The sequence below is a fragment of the Persicobacter diffluens genome (genome assembly GCF_036244895.1).
Taxonomy (GTDB): Bacteria; Bacteroidota; Bacteroidia; order Cytophagales; family Cyclobacteriaceae; genus Persicobacter; species Persicobacter diffluens.
The window spans coordinates 412,688-430,584 of sequence record NZ_BQKE01000001.1 but is presented as its reverse complement, the minus strand read 5'-3'; the positions used below and the strand labels follow the sequence as shown (position 1 = coordinate 430,584).

The 17,897-nt window shown below is 43.4% G+C and carries 12 protein-coding genes; 7 read left to right on the top strand and 5 right to left on the bottom strand.

Annotated elements, in window-relative coordinates; all coding sequences use genetic code 11:
* Positions 1-305 precede the first annotated feature (305 nt).
* Positions 306-1,109, top strand: coding sequence for a GIN domain-containing protein (locus tag AAA970_RS01770; protein ID WP_338235761.1), 804 nt, complete (start codon positions 306-308; stop codon positions 1,107-1,109).
* Positions 1,110-1,574: 465 nt separating this feature from the next.
* On the opposite strand, the gene AAA970_RS01765 is transcribed toward AAA970_RS01770, so the two are convergent.
* Positions 1,575-2,129, bottom strand: a complete 555-nt coding sequence (locus AAA970_RS01765) for an acyl-CoA thioesterase (RefSeq protein ID WP_338235760.1) — start codon at positions 2,127-2,129, stop codon at positions 1,575-1,577.
* Between the two features lie 184 nt (positions 2,130-2,313).
* On the opposite strand from AAA970_RS01765, the gene ribD reads away from it, so the two are divergent.
* From ribD to AAA970_RS01740, 5 genes are all read left to right on the top strand, one after another.
* Positions 2,314-3,354, top strand: a complete 1,041-nt coding sequence (gene ribD / locus AAA970_RS01760; protein ID WP_338235759.1) for a bifunctional diaminohydroxyphosphoribosylaminopyrimidine deaminase/5-amino-6-(5-phosphoribosylamino)uracil reductase RibD — start codon at positions 2,314-2,316, stop codon at positions 3,352-3,354.
* 10 nt (positions 3,355-3,364) lie between these two features.
* Positions 3,365-3,847 (top strand): GAF domain-containing protein, encoded by a 483-nt coding sequence (locus AAA970_RS01755; protein WP_060685301.1) that lies wholly within the window; start codon positions 3,365-3,367, stop codon positions 3,845-3,847.
* 201 nt (positions 3,848-4,048) lie between these two features.
* On the top strand, positions 4,049-5,269 hold the full coding sequence (locus AAA970_RS01750; RefSeq protein WP_338235758.1) for an arginine deiminase: 1,221 nt from the start codon (positions 4,049-4,051) through the stop codon (positions 5,267-5,269).
* Between the two features lie 234 nt (positions 5,270-5,503).
* Positions 5,504-7,972 (top strand): TonB-dependent receptor, encoded by a 2,469-nt coding sequence (locus tag AAA970_RS01745; RefSeq protein WP_053406076.1) that lies wholly within the window; start codon positions 5,504-5,506, stop codon positions 7,970-7,972.
* A 353-nt stretch (positions 7,973-8,325) separates the two neighbouring features.
* Positions 8,326-8,655, top strand: coding sequence for an MGMT family protein (locus AAA970_RS01740; protein ID WP_338235757.1), 330 nt, complete (start codon positions 8,326-8,328; stop codon positions 8,653-8,655).
* A 38-nt stretch (positions 8,656-8,693) separates the two neighbouring features.
* Here the strand turns inward: AAA970_RS01740 and AAA970_RS01735 are convergent, their stop codons facing one another.
* From AAA970_RS01735 to ispE, 4 genes are all read right to left on the bottom strand, one after another.
* Positions 8,694-9,578: a DUF6048 family protein gene (locus AAA970_RS01735; RefSeq protein ID WP_338235756.1), complete on the bottom strand. Its 885-nt coding sequence runs from the start codon at positions 9,576-9,578 to the stop codon at positions 8,694-8,696.
* Entirely contained in the window at positions 9,550-10,080 is a 531-nt protein-coding gene (locus AAA970_RS01730) for a hypothetical protein (RefSeq protein WP_338235755.1), read from the bottom strand. Before AAA970_RS01730 ends, AAA970_RS01735 begins: the two co-directional genes overlap by 29 nt.
* Before the next feature lie 800 nt (positions 10,081-10,880).
* A complete protein-coding gene (locus tag AAA970_RS01725) occupies positions 10,881-15,584 on the bottom strand; it encodes a tetratricopeptide repeat protein (RefSeq protein WP_338235754.1) in 4,704 nt (1,567 codons plus the stop codon).
* Positions 15,585-15,884: 300 nt separating this feature from the next.
* Complete coding sequence (gene ispE, locus AAA970_RS01720; RefSeq protein WP_338235753.1) at positions 15,885-16,706, bottom strand: 4-(cytidine 5'-diphospho)-2-C-methyl-D-erythritol kinase; 822 nt, start codon at positions 16,704-16,706, stop codon at positions 15,885-15,887.
* A gap of 118 nt (positions 16,707-16,824) precedes the next feature.
* Here ispE and AAA970_RS01715 point away from each other — a divergent pair, with 118 nt between their 5' ends.
* Positions 16,825-17,868 (top strand): DUF481 domain-containing protein, encoded by a 1,044-nt coding sequence (locus AAA970_RS01715; RefSeq protein ID WP_338235752.1) that lies wholly within the window; start codon positions 16,825-16,827, stop codon positions 17,866-17,868.
* Positions 17,869-17,897: the final 29 nt, after the last annotated feature.

Genomic DNA, 17,897 nt, shown 5'->3' with positions numbered 1-17,897 from the left:
ATTCACCGCTGGACTTTGAGAAGCGAGCCAACAAACTCATTTTCAATCCACGGCGATTGACATTACCGATTTTTAAATCGCCCAAACTGGGTTAAGCTTGCTTGCCATTCATCTGCTTTGTTGGAAAAAACTCGAAACAGGAAAAATTCCTTCATTTTCCGCCTGGCAGCTAAACGAGGGTTTGAGCATGAAAAATCCGGTTTGAATACGCTACCTACTCAAGGCTCCTATAAAAAAGGAAAATACAGCCCACATCAATCCGCTGTAAACACCTCCTCAGTATTTCCTAAACTAAATTATTCATAATGGAAAAACTTAGATTTTCCCTTTTATCAGGACTATTATTCGCATTGGTTGCGTTTTCATCTTGTAAAAAAGATGACCCCAAACCTCATTCTCTAACCAAAGAACTTTCCGCTTTCAGCAAAGTCATTATTGGTCAGGATTTAAATGTAGAATTTCGCATTGGAAGTGATAGCCGTGCTGAACTTCGGGGCTTCGGAAATTTAGAGGAAGTCACCTTTCTTTATAATGATGACCAATTGACGATCTCCACTCCGGAAAAAACGTCCATTTCACAGTTGACCATCTACCTTTACACCAACAATGTTAATGAGAAAATAGAACTAGAAGCCAAAAGTCAGGCAAAAGTTCGTTTCCCTGATGGCTTCACTACCTATGAGGACATTAAGCTGATCGCCAAAGACCAAGCGGAAGTCAGCTCTCATGGCGTTTTTGCCTCCAGAAATATTTCCATTTATGGAAGTGGCACCGGCTCGAAAATTTTTATGGATAATATTATCCCGCAAACCACCACGATCGATCTTAAGGGACAAGCCATTTGTAACTTGAATGGACGAAGCCCGAAAAAAGTTCAGGTAAAAGCAGCCGGAAGCTCAAGTCTGAATATGGTGGAAAACCCCTTCCAGCCTTTAGCATCTGAGCATTATGAACTGGACCTATCCGATGGGGCAAAAGTTTGGGTGAATGCCAGTGTAAAAATCAGTGGTAAAATGACGGGTGGTGCAGAATTATTCTACAAACCCCTGAATCCTGACTTTTCAGGTTTAGAAAGAGAAGACGGCAACCGGGTAGAAGAAAAGCACTAAATGCCTATTTAAAGGAAAAGCGATGAGACCAACTCATCGCTTTTTTTTTCCAGAATGACGCCATTTTAGCGCCTTTTTTTCAGACTGTTGCCGGTGATTTTGCTGATTTTTTTTAGCCCGGATTATTCATGCTTCAATCCTCTTTTAGCTGCAAGGCGGGAAAAATGAAGGAATAGTCTCCTATTTCGAGTTTTTTCCAACGAAGCAGATGAATGAGGAGAAAGCAAGCTTGCCCAAATTTGGGCTATAAAAAAATCAGTAGAAATGAGTCTATTGGATTGATAATAATTCAGTTAAGGTGAATTACTTAATTTAGCGGTGAATAATTCGGGTTAAGCCCGGATTTGGGTAAACTTTCGTTCTCCTCCTCCGCCTGCAACTTTTGCAAAAACTCACAACAGAAAATTATTCCTTCATTTCTACCTCCCTAAAGCTCAAAGAGATTTCCAGCAAGCGTCATTTGGCTTATAACTCCATTTTTACATTATACTGCTTCAGGGCTTCCAGGTATTCCTCAGATTGAAAATCTTCATCCTGATGTTCATGAAATTCATGCCTTTTATTGGTGGTAAACTCGACCTGTTTGGCTGCCCTCAAAAATCGTCGAATGCCATCGCGATCTTTAATCACCAAGCCGGGCACCTTATGCGGTTGCCCTCCCACCTCCTTTGCCACCATTGTAAAATAGGAGGAGTTACAATGCTTCGTTTTTCCGGTTTTAATATCTTCTGCCTCCACTCGAATACCCACAATCATGGAGGTATTGCCCACATAATTGACCTGTGCCTTCATGGAAACCAGTTCTCCTACCTCAATAGGGTTTAAAAACTCTACTCTTTCCACGGCGGCAGTCACACAATAACAGGCCGAATGCTTGGAGGCCACGGTAAAAGCCACCTGGTCCATTAAAGCCAGAATGTGCCCTCCATGGATTTTCCCACTAAAATTGGCATTAGAGGGTAGCATCAATTGTTTGATTTCAACCCTTGAATCTTCAACGGTTTTGTACTGATTGTTCATTGGTTTTAGTTTTCTTATACCATCCATGTCGTTTATCGGGTAAATAAATTGAACACAATGGCTTAAATTTTATGGGTGTAGATGAAAAATAACAGATAACTCCCTAACTTCAGCTCTATTTCAAACAATTGTCTGAAATAAAACAGAATTATTAAAAAACATATTTATTCTCTACTAATTGCTTATGTGCCCTTCTCCGCGATCAGAAGACCAAAAGTTCATGTTACGCGCCATCCAATTGGCCGAAAACGGTTTGGGAGCTACTTACCCTAATCCAACGGTGGGTTGTGTTATTGTTCACCAGGGAAAAATTATTGGAGAAGGCTGGCACCAACGGGCAGGTGAAGCGCATGCCGAAGTAAATGCAGTCGCCTCGGTAAAAGACCCTTCCCTTTTGAAAGAAAGTACGGCTTATGTTACGCTGGAGCCTTGCAGCCATTATGGCAAAACGCCTCCCTGTGCTGATCTGCTGATCAAACATCAACTTAGGAGAGTGGTAGTGGCCGCAACAGACACCAATCCACAGGTAGCCGGCACCGGTCTGAATAAAATGCAAAAAGCGGGGATAATAGTAGAGACCGGAGTATGCGAAGCAGAAGCCAGAGAGATGAACCGCCGCTTTTTCATCTTTATGGAGAAAAAAAGACCCTATGTAGTTTTGAAATGGGCACAAACGGCCGATGGATTTGTGGCCAGGGAAAATTTTGACTCCAAATGGATCAGTAATATCTGGTCTCGTACCCTGGTACACAAGTGGCGAACCGAAGAACAAGCCATCATGGTGGGGAAAAATACGGCTCATTACGATAATCCCAGCCTGAATGCTCGCATGTGGACCGGAAATGACCCTGTGAGAATAGTCATTGACCGCCATTTAACCCTTGATTCCGGATTGAACCTTTTTCGGGGAAAACAACCCACCATCTGCTATAATCTGACAAAATCAGATACTAAGGGAAATACCACTTATGTGGCGATCAAGGAAGATAACTTCCTGAAAGCCGTCTTCGATGATTTATACCAAAGAAAAATACTGTCTGTTTTCATTGAGGGTGGAGCTGGTTTATTAAAAGAAATCCTGGAGGCTGACCTATGGGACGAAGCCCGCATTTTTAAAAGCCAAATGATCTTTGGAACGGGCATCTCCGCTCCGAAAATCAATGGAATTTGTCAGGAAAAACACCTTGTAAATGAAGATAATTTAGAAATTTGGCGCTCAAAATAAATCGAACATTATGGCTGAATCATTAATCATCGACCAAGAGGCGGATAAAGCCGCTCAATACCAACAACTGCTTCCCCAAATTGAAGCCCTGATCAGTTATGAAGAAGACCTGATCGCCAATCTGAGCAATATTGCCGGAGCGCTAAAGCAGGCAATGGATTTCTTTTGGGTAGGATTTTACATCGTAAAGGGAGAACAATTGGTACTTGGCCCTTACCAGGGACCTATTGCCTGTACGCGTATTGCTAAGGGTAGAGGGGTTTGTGGAACGGCCTGGGCGGAGGGCAAAACCCAATTGGTAGCGGATGTGGAACAATTCCCGGGACATATTGCCTGTTCCTCGGACAGTAAATCAGAAATTGTGGTCCCCTTAATCGTAGCCGGAACCGTCAAAATGATACTGGATGTCGATAGTAATCACTTAAATGATTTTGATGCCACGGATCAAAAATATTTGGAGCAATTAATGGATATTTTAGCTAAGCAACTATAAATCAACCCTCCAAAAATATCCCAAAAAAGAAATCAACACAAAGCTTTCTATGATCAGCGCATAAATGCTATTTTAGTACGCTTTATTTTAAACTTTCTGGATTTGACCATTATACTTTCATTCACCTACAAATGATTTAATTAAACTTAATCCAGAAATACTCAAACATTAGGCTTAATGCCAAACGAATAAATAATTGTTATGGAGCTTAAATTGCAATCCGAATTTGGAGTACTCAATGGAGTGATCATGCACCGTCCGGGTTTTGAGCTGGAAATGCTAACCCCTGACAACATTGGTGAATTCCTTTTTGAGGACGTGCCATATCTGGAGCAAATCCAGCGTGAACATGATGAATTCCGTGCATTAGTACGATTAAATACCGAAGCCAAGGTTTTCCGTCTTGAAGGCCTTCTTCAGGAGGTATTAAAAGATGAAAAATTAAGGCTGGACGCTTACCGCAAAGCCCTTGCGGCGAAAGGATACCAGCATGTAGCAGAAGACTTATTATCCCGTTTATCCCTGGCGGAAGCCACTACCGCACTTACTGCGGGAATTCGGATGAAGCATTTGCGCAGAAAATACAACCCAAAATCCCTGCAGGACCTGGGAGATCTTGACTTCTTGATCACTCCGAACCCGAACAGCTATTTCATGCGGGATCCGGCGGCAGTGATTCAGTCCGGTGTTATTTCCAGTCATATGAAATATCCTGGTCGCCAGCGGGAGTCCGATATCATGCAGCTGATTTTTGAGCACCACCCTGAATTCAAAAACAACTATATCAATGCCTACCCACATGATGGCAGCCCGGAAACCGGCTGTATTGAAGGGGGGGATGTCATTGTATTGTCTAATAAAGCGCTGGCCATTGGCAATTCTGAACGCACAGACCCAAAAGCCATTAAGGCCGTGGCCAAACATGTGATTGCCAATAGCGATGTAGAGCGCGTATACGAAGTACACCTGCCGGCACGTCGTAATTTCATGCACCTGGACACCGTGTTTACCATGATTGATGAAAATTTAGTCGTGACATATCCGGATGCCATGGACATGAACCTGACCACCTACATTTACCGTCAAAAAGGCGTAGATGCCAATGGAGAAGTTATTCTGGAAGAAGAAGTGGTGAATAAATCCATCATTGATTTATTGAAGCTGGAAATTCCTTATCTGGAAGTGATTGGTACAGCACAAGGCTATCCGGAATATGCCTCCAGAGAACAATGGTACGATGGCGCCAATGTTTTTGCCATAGGGCCGCGAAGAGTGATTGCCTATGATCGCAATAAGTACACCAACCGCGCCTTAATCGAAGCCGGAGTGGAGGTATTGGAAATTCGATCATCTGAACTTTCCAGAGGCTTGGGAGGCCCCAGATGTATGACCATGCCACTAGAGCGACAGTCCTTGAAATAAAACGAAAAGGATCAAAAACAAAAGGCCTTCCTCTTTCGGGGAAGGCCTTTTTTGTTGAATAATCAGCCAAAAAAAATCAACAAAACCAATCAAATAATTAAACAAAATGCCATAATAAAGGATTTTTATATAGATTTTTACTCCAAAATGTTAAACAAAAGTTGCAACTATCGTACTAATGAGTAACATTTGTTGCTACAATAATTAAACGAACAGAACCTAACACTCCATTCAATGAAAAATAGCATTCTTTGCTTGTTCTTTATTTTCATAGGGCAGGTGGCCCTAGCGCAAAATGGCATCATAAGAGGTGAAGTTATCAATAAACTTACCAACGAAAGTATTCCTTTCGCCAACGTAGTCGTTCAGGGATCCACTACCGGCGTGGTCACTGATGTTAATGGTAAATTTGAATTCACGGGCCTGCAACCCGGCCTTTATAACTTAGAGGTGAGCTATGTTGGCTTTAGCCCACGGACACTTTTTGAAATTGAAGTTACTAATGCCCGTCCGGCCATCGTGAAGTTTGAATTAGAAGAAGATGCCACCCAATTAGAAGGAGTGGAAGTGGTCGCCAAAGGCTTCGAAAGAAAAATGGAATCTCCACTTTCTATGAGAACGATTGGAACGAATGAAATTAAAAGAAATCCCGGAGGTAACCGTGACATTTCCAAAGTGGTGCAATCTTTACCCGGGGTGGCTTCCTCAGCCTCTTTTAGAAATGATATTCTGATTCGTGGTGGAGCTCCCTCCGAAAACCGTTTCTATCTGGATGGAATTGAGATTCCGAATATCAACCACTTTGCGACACAAGGCGCTTCCGGTGGTCCGGTGGGGATCATCAATGTAGATTTCATTCGCGAAGTAGAATTTTACAGTGGTGCTTTTCCGGCCAACAGAGGAAATGCCCTGAGTTCCGTATTTGAATTCGAGCAAAAAGACGGTCGTGACGATCACCTCACTTTTAATGGTATTGTAGGGGCCAGTGATCTGGGAATCACTCTGGAAGGTCCACTTTCGGAAAAAACCACTTTCATCGCCAGTGCCCGCAGATCTTATCTGCAGTTCTTATTCCAGGTTTTGGGCCTGCCTTTTCTTCCGACTTATAATGACTACCAATTTAAGCTAAAGCACAAATTCAACCAGAAAAATCAGCTTACTTTGGTGAGTCTAGGTTCTTTGGATGATTTCTCCCTGAATGCGGATGCGCTTTCTGACAGCACCTCCGAAGATTTCAGACAAAACGAATACATCTATAATAACATTCCGATTCAGGATCAATGGTCTTATGCCATTGGCGCCAAATATGAGCATTTTCACAAAAACGGGGTGTTGACTGCAGTAATGAGTAGAAACATGCTCAAAAATACCTCCTACAAGCATCAGGATAATGACGAAAGTAAACCCAAGACGCTGGACTATCAGTCCTCCGAAGCGGAGAATAAAATCAGAATTGAGGATTATCGCAAAGTAAACGGCTGGGCTTTTAACTATGGCGTAGGGACGGAATTTGCGAAATATACCAACCGAAGCCAATTTTTAACTTATTCTGCGGCAGATGATCAGCTGATACCGATTAACTACTCCAGTGATCTGGATATGCAGAAATGGAATGTTTTTGGACAGGTGACCAAAGGTTTTTTTGATGAACGATTAAGCCTTTCACTTGGGGTGCGGGCGGATGCAAATAATTATTCAGATGATATGAATAATATGCTGGATCAATTATCACCACGGTTCTCCGCTTCTTATGCCATGACGCCAAAGCTGAGTGTGAATTTCAATACCGGTATTTACTACCAGCTACCCTCCTATACCACTCTTGGCTATCGGGACGAAAATGGCACCTTGGTAAACCAGCAGAATGATTTGAAATATATTCGCTCTGAGCACTTGGTAGGTGGATTGGAATACCGCATCGATGAGAAGAATTTACGCTTTACAGCGGAAGGATTTTATAAAAAATACAGCAACTCTCCCTTCTCTATCCGTAACCAGGTGGCTCTGGCCAATCTGGGCGCAGATTTTGGCGTAATCGGAGATGAACCGGTTACTTCCACCGCAAAGGGTAGATCTTATGGATTTGAATTTTTGGCCCAACAGAAATTTTACAAGGGCTTTTACGGATTGCTGGCTTATACCTGGGTGCGATCTGAATATACAGATGCCAATAATCAGTTTATTCCTTCTTCTTGGGACAGCCGCAATATTGTAAGTTTAACCGCCGGTAAAAAGCTGAAGCGCAATTGGGAAATTGGTACCCGTTGGTTGTATTCCGGAGGAACGCCCTTTACCCCTTATAATGTGGAGGCTTCAATGAAAAGAGATTACTGGTTGGTGAACCGGGTGGGAATACGGGACTTTGAAAACCAACTGAACAGCCAGCGAAATGGAAATTTCCACCAGCTGGATTTGAGAATTGATAAGAAGTATTACTTCGATAACTGGAGTTTGAATTTCTTCATCGACATTCAGAACCTGTATAACTTCAGTCAGGATGCTCAACCCAACTTAACGGCTGCTCAGGATGCCAATGGCAATCTGCTACGCGATCCTAATGATTTTGGAAACGACATCCCCAATCCCATTAACCCGGGAGAGACTATTCCGGATCCAAATAATCCGGGCAGTTTCCTGCCTGATTATATTCCTTCCACTAATGGAAATATTCTGCCGACTATTGGAATTATTATCGAGATATAGCCTTTAAACAGCGCTATTCACCGCTAAATTTATACCGGATTATCCATGCTTTAATCCTCGTTTAGCTGTAAGGCGGGAAAAATGAAAGAATAGTTTTCTATTTCGAGTTTTTCCTAACGAAGCAGATGAATGAGGAGAGCAAGCTTTCCCAAATTTGGGCTATAAAAAAATCAGTCGACACGAATGTCCTATACTGATAATTAGTTGATTAAAGCAAGTCCCTGAATCGGCGGTGAATAATTCGGGTTAATTCAAACCCATATATATCCAATAATTGGAGGAGCCTGTAACCCCGGGCTCCTTTTTTTATTGGAAGGACGATCAGAGTTGCCAGCATTAAGCTATCTTTAAGCATGAAAAATGACTTTTTTGAACAGGTGTACGAAGTTGTCAAGCTGATTCCTGCGGGCAGAGTAAGCAGTTATGGCGCCATTGCGGCCTATCTGGGTGCCAAACGGTCGGCACGCGTAGTGGGCTGGGCCATGAACAATGCGCATGGGTTGCCAGAGGTACCTGCGCACCGGGTGGTAAACAGAAATGGCTTATTGAGTGGTAAAATGCATTTTAATCCACCGGAAGCGATGGAAGAAAGACTCGCTAATGAAGGAATTGTAGTAAAGGAGGACCAGATTGTGAACTTCAAAGCCCATTTTTGGGATCCTGCCATAGAATTAGCCTTATAAAAAAACCGCACTGAATCATCAGGCGGTTATGAAATTTCTTAATTCTTAGGAATTCGTTCTTTATACCTCACAGGCATTATCGGGATTCTCCAGGCTAAAAACAGATCCAATCCCATGGAGGTGCCATTCGCAAAGCCGTAACCTGAAATGTATCGGACCGGGACTTCATAATTATTATCAAAATCACCCAGCACTCGGTATCGGAAGGTAAAGCCCATCAACAGGTTTTTCCAAATGGCGGTCTCTGAAGTGATGTCCACCTCCCACCAATTGGCCGACAGATTATTTCTGGCAAAATCCACTTCATAATCATCAAAAATCTCTCCGGTGATTCGCGCCGTTCCGGAATCCGAAAAAGTACTGTTGCCAATACGCCCACCAATACGAAGGGAACTGTTTTGCTTCACGGGAATTTTTAAATCTCCCCCAAAACGGTAATACTGCCCCGTCACCTGATAGTTATCCACATTTTTGTAGGCAGAACCATTAAAAGTGATGTCCTGACTTCCAAATTCTGCCACGGCCACAAAATATTCAAATAGGGTCAATCCCGCCCAGGCTTCGGCCATTAGGCCATTTCTGCTGGAAAACCCTTCTATGGGATCAGAATAGTTTACCGCAATTTCCAGATTAGATAAAGGCGGCAATATTTTTTTAGGCAGGGAGTCCTTTTTGGCTTTTTCCAACTCCCTTCTTTCCTTTCTGGAAAGGGTTTTAAACTCATCGGACCGATCCAGAATGGGAATATCAATCAAAACCATAGGAGTCGTTCGGACAGTGTCCCGAATGTAAAGACTTCTGTCGAAGGTTGGTTTTGCCGGTTCATTTTCTTCCTCCAACTCCTGTGCCATGGCAAAAAAGGGCAGGAGGAGAAAGCTTACACAAAAAATGAATTTAGTTAAGTATAAAAACAATGTTGACATTGGTGTGTTCGCTTATACAATCTGCAGATTCATCATTACAAATTACCTCAAAGGACCGAACTTTATCATTTCCGTTCGAAGGCTCTCCCTCAGGTTTTACGTTAGTGGCCACTACTCTCACAATATTGCGTGGATCCAGCGTCTCCGTTAAATCATAGGTCAATTCAAAATCAAATTCAATGGGCTGCAACTCTACCTCACCCCGTTTCTTAATGACCTCCAACCGGTACTTGGCTCGTGGAGTATTCATGTCCAATGGCAAATTCATGGTCGTAACTGAATCCTCTATCCCGAATTCATCACTCAAACTGCCATCGTCCTTTATCCCATAAGCTGTGGCCATCAATCGAACAGAGGGAGTTCCCTCTTGATTCTCAAAAAAATTCAACACCACATAGGGGTTGGTTTGCTCTGGTCCGCAGTCCGAACAGGTATCACAGCTGGAGAGTCCCAAAAAGGTCATACCGACCATTAAAAGAAAAAAGAAAATGCTTTTTTTCATAGTTATGCGCTTGCAACAAACAAAGGTACACAAAAGCATTCGGGGATCAATAGTGGGTAAAGATTTCTAATCCTAATTATTCACCGCTACAGGGCTTTTTCGTAAAAAGCTGGATCAGCCATTCAACACCTTATATTTAATCATCAATCGTTTCTTTTTCATTTTTTCTTGATAAAAAACGAAACAAAAAATCAAGGCTTGAGATCAATGTCAGCGGGACAAAGAACCTGCTGACGGAATCCATCAAGACGACATTTGAACAGGGCAGGAGACTGGTGAAATATGGCTAAAATGTCGCTGTGATGCCTTCTTATCGCCAGCAGAACCTTTGTCTATCCTGTCTATCCGCCCATTGATCAAGGCCGAATTGTTGCTGTTTAAGGTTTTCTGTCATAAATATAGCCCCTCGCTTTTAGGGAATTTGTTGACGACTAAATATAGGCCTTGGGTTTATGCACATTCTTTGATTATGCTTTAATTTTTTTTAAAAATGCCCTGAATTTTGCAGCCTGCGCTGGTTAAAAAAACCTGAGCTGAAACAAAAAAAGCCCGCAACTTGTGCGGGCTGTTATAAAATTATGATTTTAAGCTTTTGGGCTAGAGCATGTTTAAAAGCACACCATCCGGCTGCAAATTCGAATTATTGGAAGCGATTTTGGCTTTTCATCACGCTCTTAAGAATGGAGGGCTTTGCCTGAGCTCCTTTTGGGGAATGATAAATGATATGCAATCTCACATTCGCCAAAAGCGCGAGGCCCGAGAGCCTGACCGCCCCTAGGATGCCCCCCACACACAAAGTCCTATTTACAATATTGTTTGATCATGAAACCTGCTTTTCGGTCGCCCATACTGGCGGCTTTTTGCCAGTCTTCACAAGCGCCTTGGTTATTTTCCAGTCGCCTTTTGATATTCCCGCGCACTAAGAAATAGTTGGCTTTGGAATCATCCAGTCCAATGGCTAAATCCATATCCTTGATGGCACCCATCAGGTCATTTTCCTCCACCAGCAAACTTGCCCGATTATAGAACATTTCCGGATCTTTTGGATTCAGTTCAATGGCCACATTATAATCCTTAATGGCTGCTCTGAAATTCCCTTTCTGTTCCAGAATCAATGCCCGGTTATAATACACATCCGGATTCTTTGGATCCAGCTCAATGGCATTGGTCAGGTCTGCCAGGGCTTCTTCATATTTTTCCAAATAGACATAAGCCGTGGAACGGAAACGGTAAATATCGCCGGTTTTGATTCCTTTGTTTACGGCGTCTGACAAAGATTTTATGGCTTGTTCAAACTCTTCATTTTCCAGGCGCGCCTCTCCTAAATGAGCGTAAAGCGTAGGTTCATTGATTTTATTATTGGTCCGCTCATAATAAGAAATGGCGATATTGAAATCTCCCTGGTGATAATAGCATTCCCCGATATAATACAGTATTTCCTCCTCCTGTTTCTCGGTAAGCTTCTCGAACTGACGTAAGTCGACTACAGCTTTTTCATAATCATTAATCAAATAATAGGCGACCCCACGATTTTCCAGGGCTTTTGGGTATTCCGGCATCTGGTCCAATGCCGCTGTATAGGCCGCAATGGCCTTTTCCTTGTCTCCAGTCATGAAGAGCGCCTTACCTCTATTGTTCAATAATTTAGCATTATTTCCGCCCTGGCTCACCGCCTGATTGTAGTCAGTTAAAGCTCCTTCATAATCTTTAAGGCGGAATTTGGTATCTCCTCGCTGCTGATAAGCCTCCGGATAGCTGCTCTGTAGCGCTATGGCCTTATTCAGGCTTTGCAAAGAAGTACGGAAATCACGCGCTCCATATTGCACCATTCCCATATGGTAGAACGTTAGCGGATCCTGAGTGCCTAACTGAATGGCTTTCTCCAAGGCAGGCTTTGCACCCTTTTCATTTTCCCGAAACATCTCGGCATTTCCCAAAGCATTGAATCCGGTCAAATCCTCCCGTCCTTTCAATCCTCTTTGAAGATCAGGAATCGCTTCCTCATATTTTTTCTGAATATACAAACAAACCCCTCGGCCTAAATAGACCTCCTGATCTTTTACCCCCTGGGTGATGGCCATGTCCAGGCGATCATATGCCTGCTCGTATTTCCTTAGGCGGAAATAAGCCGTACCAATCATGGCGCCCACTTCTTTGCCTGCATTGGCGTTCTGCTCTAAAGCGAGGAAGTCAGTAAGGGCTTTTTCGTAGTCCGACATTTTATAATAGGCTAAACCACGGCCCTGAAGCGCTTCAATACTATTGGCATCGATGGCCAGTGCCTGAGAATAAGCAGCAATAGCCTCTTCTTTCTTTTTCAATGCGACTTTTACAGCACCCAGATCTGAATAAGCGGCGATGGTTTTTTCACCGGCGGTAGTGGCTGCTTCTAATGATTTCTCCGCGTTGACATAATCCTTGGTTTTATATTGGCTGCGTCCTAAACGGAATTTTTCTTCTGCTGTCAGGCCTCCTACTTTCGCTAAATCAGTCGCTGCCTTCTCAAATTGATTCGTCAGAAAAAGGGCATTTCCTCTGGCTTTTAAATAGGCCGGATTATCCGGCTGCGCATTGATTGCCCGATTCAAATCGTCTATGGCCGGCGCGTTTTTGCCTAATTGGTAATAGCACATTCCTCTATCTCCATAGTAGGTGGGCGCATCATAACCTAATCGGCCCGCTTCCTCGAATAAGCTCAGCGCCTTTTCATAATTTTTGGCCTTTAGTTCCATTTCAGCGGCCAGTCCATAAACCTTTTTATTTTTGGAACCCTGTGATATTGCCTGGTCCATATTGGTTTTGGCATTCGTCTTATCGCCCATTTCGTAAAGAGAAATCCCCAGCATCTCATAGAGTGGGGTTGCGCCTTCACTCAGGCTTTTCGCTTTCTCCAAATCTGATTTCGCCGAAGCATATTGATCCTGACGATATTTTGCGGTTCCTCTCAATAGGTAAGCCACGGAATTTTCAGAATTCTGCCCTATCACCGCATCCAGTGCCGATGTAGCCTTAGGATAATCCTTCAACTTCATGGCCAATTTGGCGCGCTTCATCTGTATCTCTTCTCCATTGGAACCTGCAGCCACGGCTTTGTCATAATCCGCTAATGCTGCTGCCTCCTCCTTTTGCTTCAGGTTCAGGCTCGCCCGGGTTTCGTACAAATCTGCCTGCTGATAACCCAGTGCTTCTGCCTTGTTTAATTGGATCAAAGCATTGTCATAATCGCGAATAGCATAAAGCGCTAGGCCATATTGCCCCGCAACAGTCGGCGTCTTTAAGGCACCTGAATTAGGGAAAGCCTCCACGGCCGTTTTCATATCGCCACTTTCATAAGCCGAAGCTCCTAATTTTTTCAAAACATCCGGATCGTTCACCCCACCTTTTACCGCCATTTTCAGGGCCGCAGAAGCTTCCTTATATTGCTCCGTGGCATATAAAGACAATCCTAAAAACTGATAGCATTCCGGTTCGCGTGCACCACCATCAATCGCTTTCTCCAAATGCTGAATGGCCTCCGCATATTGCTCCAATTGAAAGCTAGCCAAACCCCAGGACTTTTCCAGCGCACTACCGGAGGCGCCACCAGCCTTTGCTTTTTGAAAATAAGGAATGGCTTGCTGGGCCTGAGACTTTTGCAGGTAAGCAAATCCTATTGCCTGATACATTTGGGCATCAGTACTGCCCATTTCTTCGGCTTTCAATAAAATAGACAACAAATCTGCATGATCAGGCTGCTCTTTCAACATCGCCGCACCCAGAGTGGTATACACTTCCGCCTTTTGGCTGGACATTTCCACCGCCTTTTGCAAATGAGGAATACAAGCCGCCACCTCATTGGCTTCATATTGAGAAAGCCCCAGGCTCTCGTATAGCTCCAAATCCGCTTTTCCCTTTACTAAAGCTTTTTTGAAGTGGGCCACGGCGGGTTTTAACTGCTCCGTCTTCCAATAGACGGTGGCCAGTTTAAAATGAAAGTCAACATCATCTGCGCCGGCAGTTTGCGCCATAATATAAGTCTGAATAGCAGGATTATATTGCTTTAATTCCACCTCTGAGGCTGCTTTCATGATTAAAATCTCCACCTCATCAAATCCGCGGGTGACGGCATCTTTCAGGGAAGCTGCGGCCAGTTCATATTGTTTAAGCTGATAAGCAGCCACCCCTTTATACAAAGTCAATTTTTTATCCTCACCGCCCATGCGCTCGGCGTTTTGGGCATCTTCCAGAGTGGGCTCCCATTGCTTAAGCGCATAATGGGCTGCCGCACGGTTTTCCACGGCCTTTACATAAGTGGGATCTATGGACAATGCCTTGGTCAGGTCAATTTTGGCCTGAGCGGCATTACCGTTAAGCAAATGTGCTTTTCCCCGGTTATTAAAGAGGGTCATTTCTTTATTACCGGAATTTTCAGCCCCCTTATAATTGCCGATGGCCTTATCAAAATCCTTTTGACGGAAATAGGCATTTCCTAACTGAAACTGGCTCTCCGCGGTTTTGGGAGCCTTTTCTAAAATAATTATGGCCTGCTCAAATTGGTTCTCTTCATAAAGTGCGGTTCCCAGGGCGGTCAGAGCTTCCGGGCTTGCTTTTCCCGCCGCCTCAACAATCGTTAAATCATCAATGGTAGCTTTGAAATTTTGGATTTTGAAACTTAGTAAGCCCCTGGATTGTAAAATCTCCAGCTCTCCTTCTTTATAGTCCAATGCTTTACCATATGCAGTGCGTGCACCGGCCAAATCCCCCTTGGCCTCACGGGCCTTGGCTCCATAGTAATAGGCGGTAAACTCACTTCCGACCAAACGCACACATTTGGCAAAAGTAGCCGCGGCTTTTTCATAATCCTTTTGGTCAAAGGCTTCCATGGCGATCAGCAAATTGCGATTTGCTCGAAAGGAAGGCAACCAGTCTTCTAGTTTTTGATTTACCTTTTGTAACTGGTAAATTCTCTGTGCATCGATGATGGCCGTTTTACCATCTATCACCTGATCGGCCACTATCCCAATCACTTTTCCGTCGGCAATGACAGGTGCCCCATCCGCTTCAATGGATTTATTGGATAAGGCCCAATGTCCATAGTTTTCAAATTTCACCGCCTTATCCAGAGAAAGGGCAATCGTTTCTGCCCCCTCCGCATTGTGCTTTTCCACTTTTGCCTGCTGGCCTTTGGAGGGCATGCCCACCGCATAGGCGATAGTGCCCTTGGCTTTATTCACGGAAAATTTCACCAGGCTGGTGGCTGGATCAAACGCCAAAACCTTTCCGATGGAATAGCTTTGCCCGTCTGCCATGATCACCTCCACTTTCACCGCTTTATGAAAGCCGGTTCCACGGCTAATGGCCGTTCCGTTTTCATCAATAAAAAAGCCGGTAAATGCATTAGCCTGCTTTCCATTGGCACCAATGGTTTTGATTAAGAAAGTGCTGGGATTTTGCGCTGATTGCGCATGAGACGAATAACCCACTCCCCAAAGAAGGAGTAGCAGAAAAAGTAATTTTCTTTTCATAGGTCAATGATATGTTGGGATGACGAACGGGCCGTCGGTAAATGCGTAAAATGTTAGGTTCCGATTACAAATATTACGAAAAAAGCGACAAGACTCCTGCATTTCCGGCAAAAATCGAAGGAAATAGAGACGCTGCCTTTATTTTCAATAACCCTCTAATGTTCAAATAAATACCGCTTATCCCTAAATTTATCCTTAAAACGATGTAAAATGACACCAATAAAAGCAAAATAGTTGTCGCAAAATAAACCTGTTCGCAACAGGTATATCAAAAAAGCTCAATATTAAACTAATCTTCAATCAAAGCAAACTACTATGTTTCAGATAACTATCAGAAAAACCCTCCTTAATTTGTTCAATTTTCTGATCACCTTCAAATATTCCATAAACCGTAGCGCCCGATCCGGACATAGAAGCATAAACTGCCCCGGCTTTATACATATCTTCCTTTAATTTCGATATTTCAGGGTGATTCGGAAAAATAGACGCCTCAAAATCGTTTTTCAACAAGCCTTTCCACGCCTTAATCTCATAATTTTCAATGATTTCCTTCACCGATAATTCGGGTACTCGAGGCGAAATTCCCGCATAAGCTTCGGCGGTTCCAATATGGATATTCGGATTCACCAATAAAATCTGATAGCCTAAAAGGTCCACATTCACCGATTCAAAGGTGATTCCGGTGCCCGTAGCCAAAATTGGCTGGTTCTTAATAAAAAACGGGCAATCACTCCCCAAACGAGCGGCATAAGACTCCAATGCCGCCTCCTCAAGCTGCAGATCAAACTGCTCATTTAAAAGTTTAAGGGTAAATGACGCATCCGCGGATCCTCCCCCCAGGCCGGCACCTATGGGAATAATTTTCTCCAGGATAATTCTTACCGTGGGCATAGGATAATCTTTCGCCAACAAATGATAGGCTTTTAGACACAAATTACTGTCCGGGTTTCCCGGAATATGAATGCCGTAGCTTTCAAAGGTGGTTTCGGCCGCGGGCACAATTTCCAGAGCATCCTTCCAGTCTACCGGAAGAAAGACGGATGAAATATTATGAAAACCATCTGAACGCCTGGAGATTACATCAAGCCCCAGGTTGATTTTTGCATTTGGAAAAGAAATCATGATCAAATATATCAAAAAGGGTTCAGTATGAAAACAAGTAAAATTACAATCGAGTTGCCAAAATAAAAGCTTTCGATTAAGCTCATTTAATTCATACGATAAGGACACTTTTACCTCCATGAAAACACAATACCTCTACCCACTTTTGATATTATTTTTTATTCCGTTAATTACTAAAGGGCAAACAAAAGTCGATGAACTCATCCTAAAAAACGGGGATGTCATTCATGGAGAATTTACTAAGTTACAAAGGAACTACGTCTTTATTGATGCTGATTACGGAGATGCTGATTTTAAAATTGATTGGGATGAAATTGAAAGCATCTTCTCTGAACGCACCTACAATATTTATTTAAAAGGAGGAGACCGGGTTGTAGGAAGCTTTAAAACAGACCCAAATGATTCTACGGCTGTCATCATCACCCCTTTTTACGGAGGGCAGCCCTACAGTAAAAAATTAAGAGAGATGGTCTCTATAAAGACGGTCGATACTAAATTCATTGATCGCTTCACCGTTGGGCTTAGCTTAGGCTATACCTTTACCAAAGCTAAAAATGTGCAGCAATTTACCGGACAGGCCAATGCGCGCTATGCGACTGATAATTGGGCTTTGGGCGGGAATGTCAAATCTGTCCAAAACTCCCAGGATTCCGTGGCGGATACACACCGAACCGATGGGGCGATCAATTGGGCATGGACATTTTACAAAAGCTGGTTTGCCGGGGTCGGGATGAGTTTTCTCAGCAATGATGAGCAAAATCTAAAATTGAGGACCTCCACCTCTGCTCGTATTGGTAATTATATTGCCCGCTCACATAAACTAGACTGGCTGGTATCAGCAGGTATGGCCTGGACGAATGAACGCTATATTAACACTGAAACCTCCAATGCTACCTCTAACTCCGCAGAGGCTGTGGTCTCCACCCAATTGTCCATTTTTGGCATTGATGATTTCACCTTAAATACTAATCTGGATACTTACGCCAACCTGAATACTGCCGGTAGGTACCGGGCCGATTTCACCGTGGACCTGACCTGGGATTTACCCAAAGGATTTTTGTTTAAAATAGGAAACACCACCAACTACGATAGCAAACCGGTAAGTCCGGGGGTTTCTGAAGTCGATTATGTATTCTACACCACTTTTGGCTGGGAGTTATAGCATAAAAAAGGCAAGCCGATCTGGCTTGC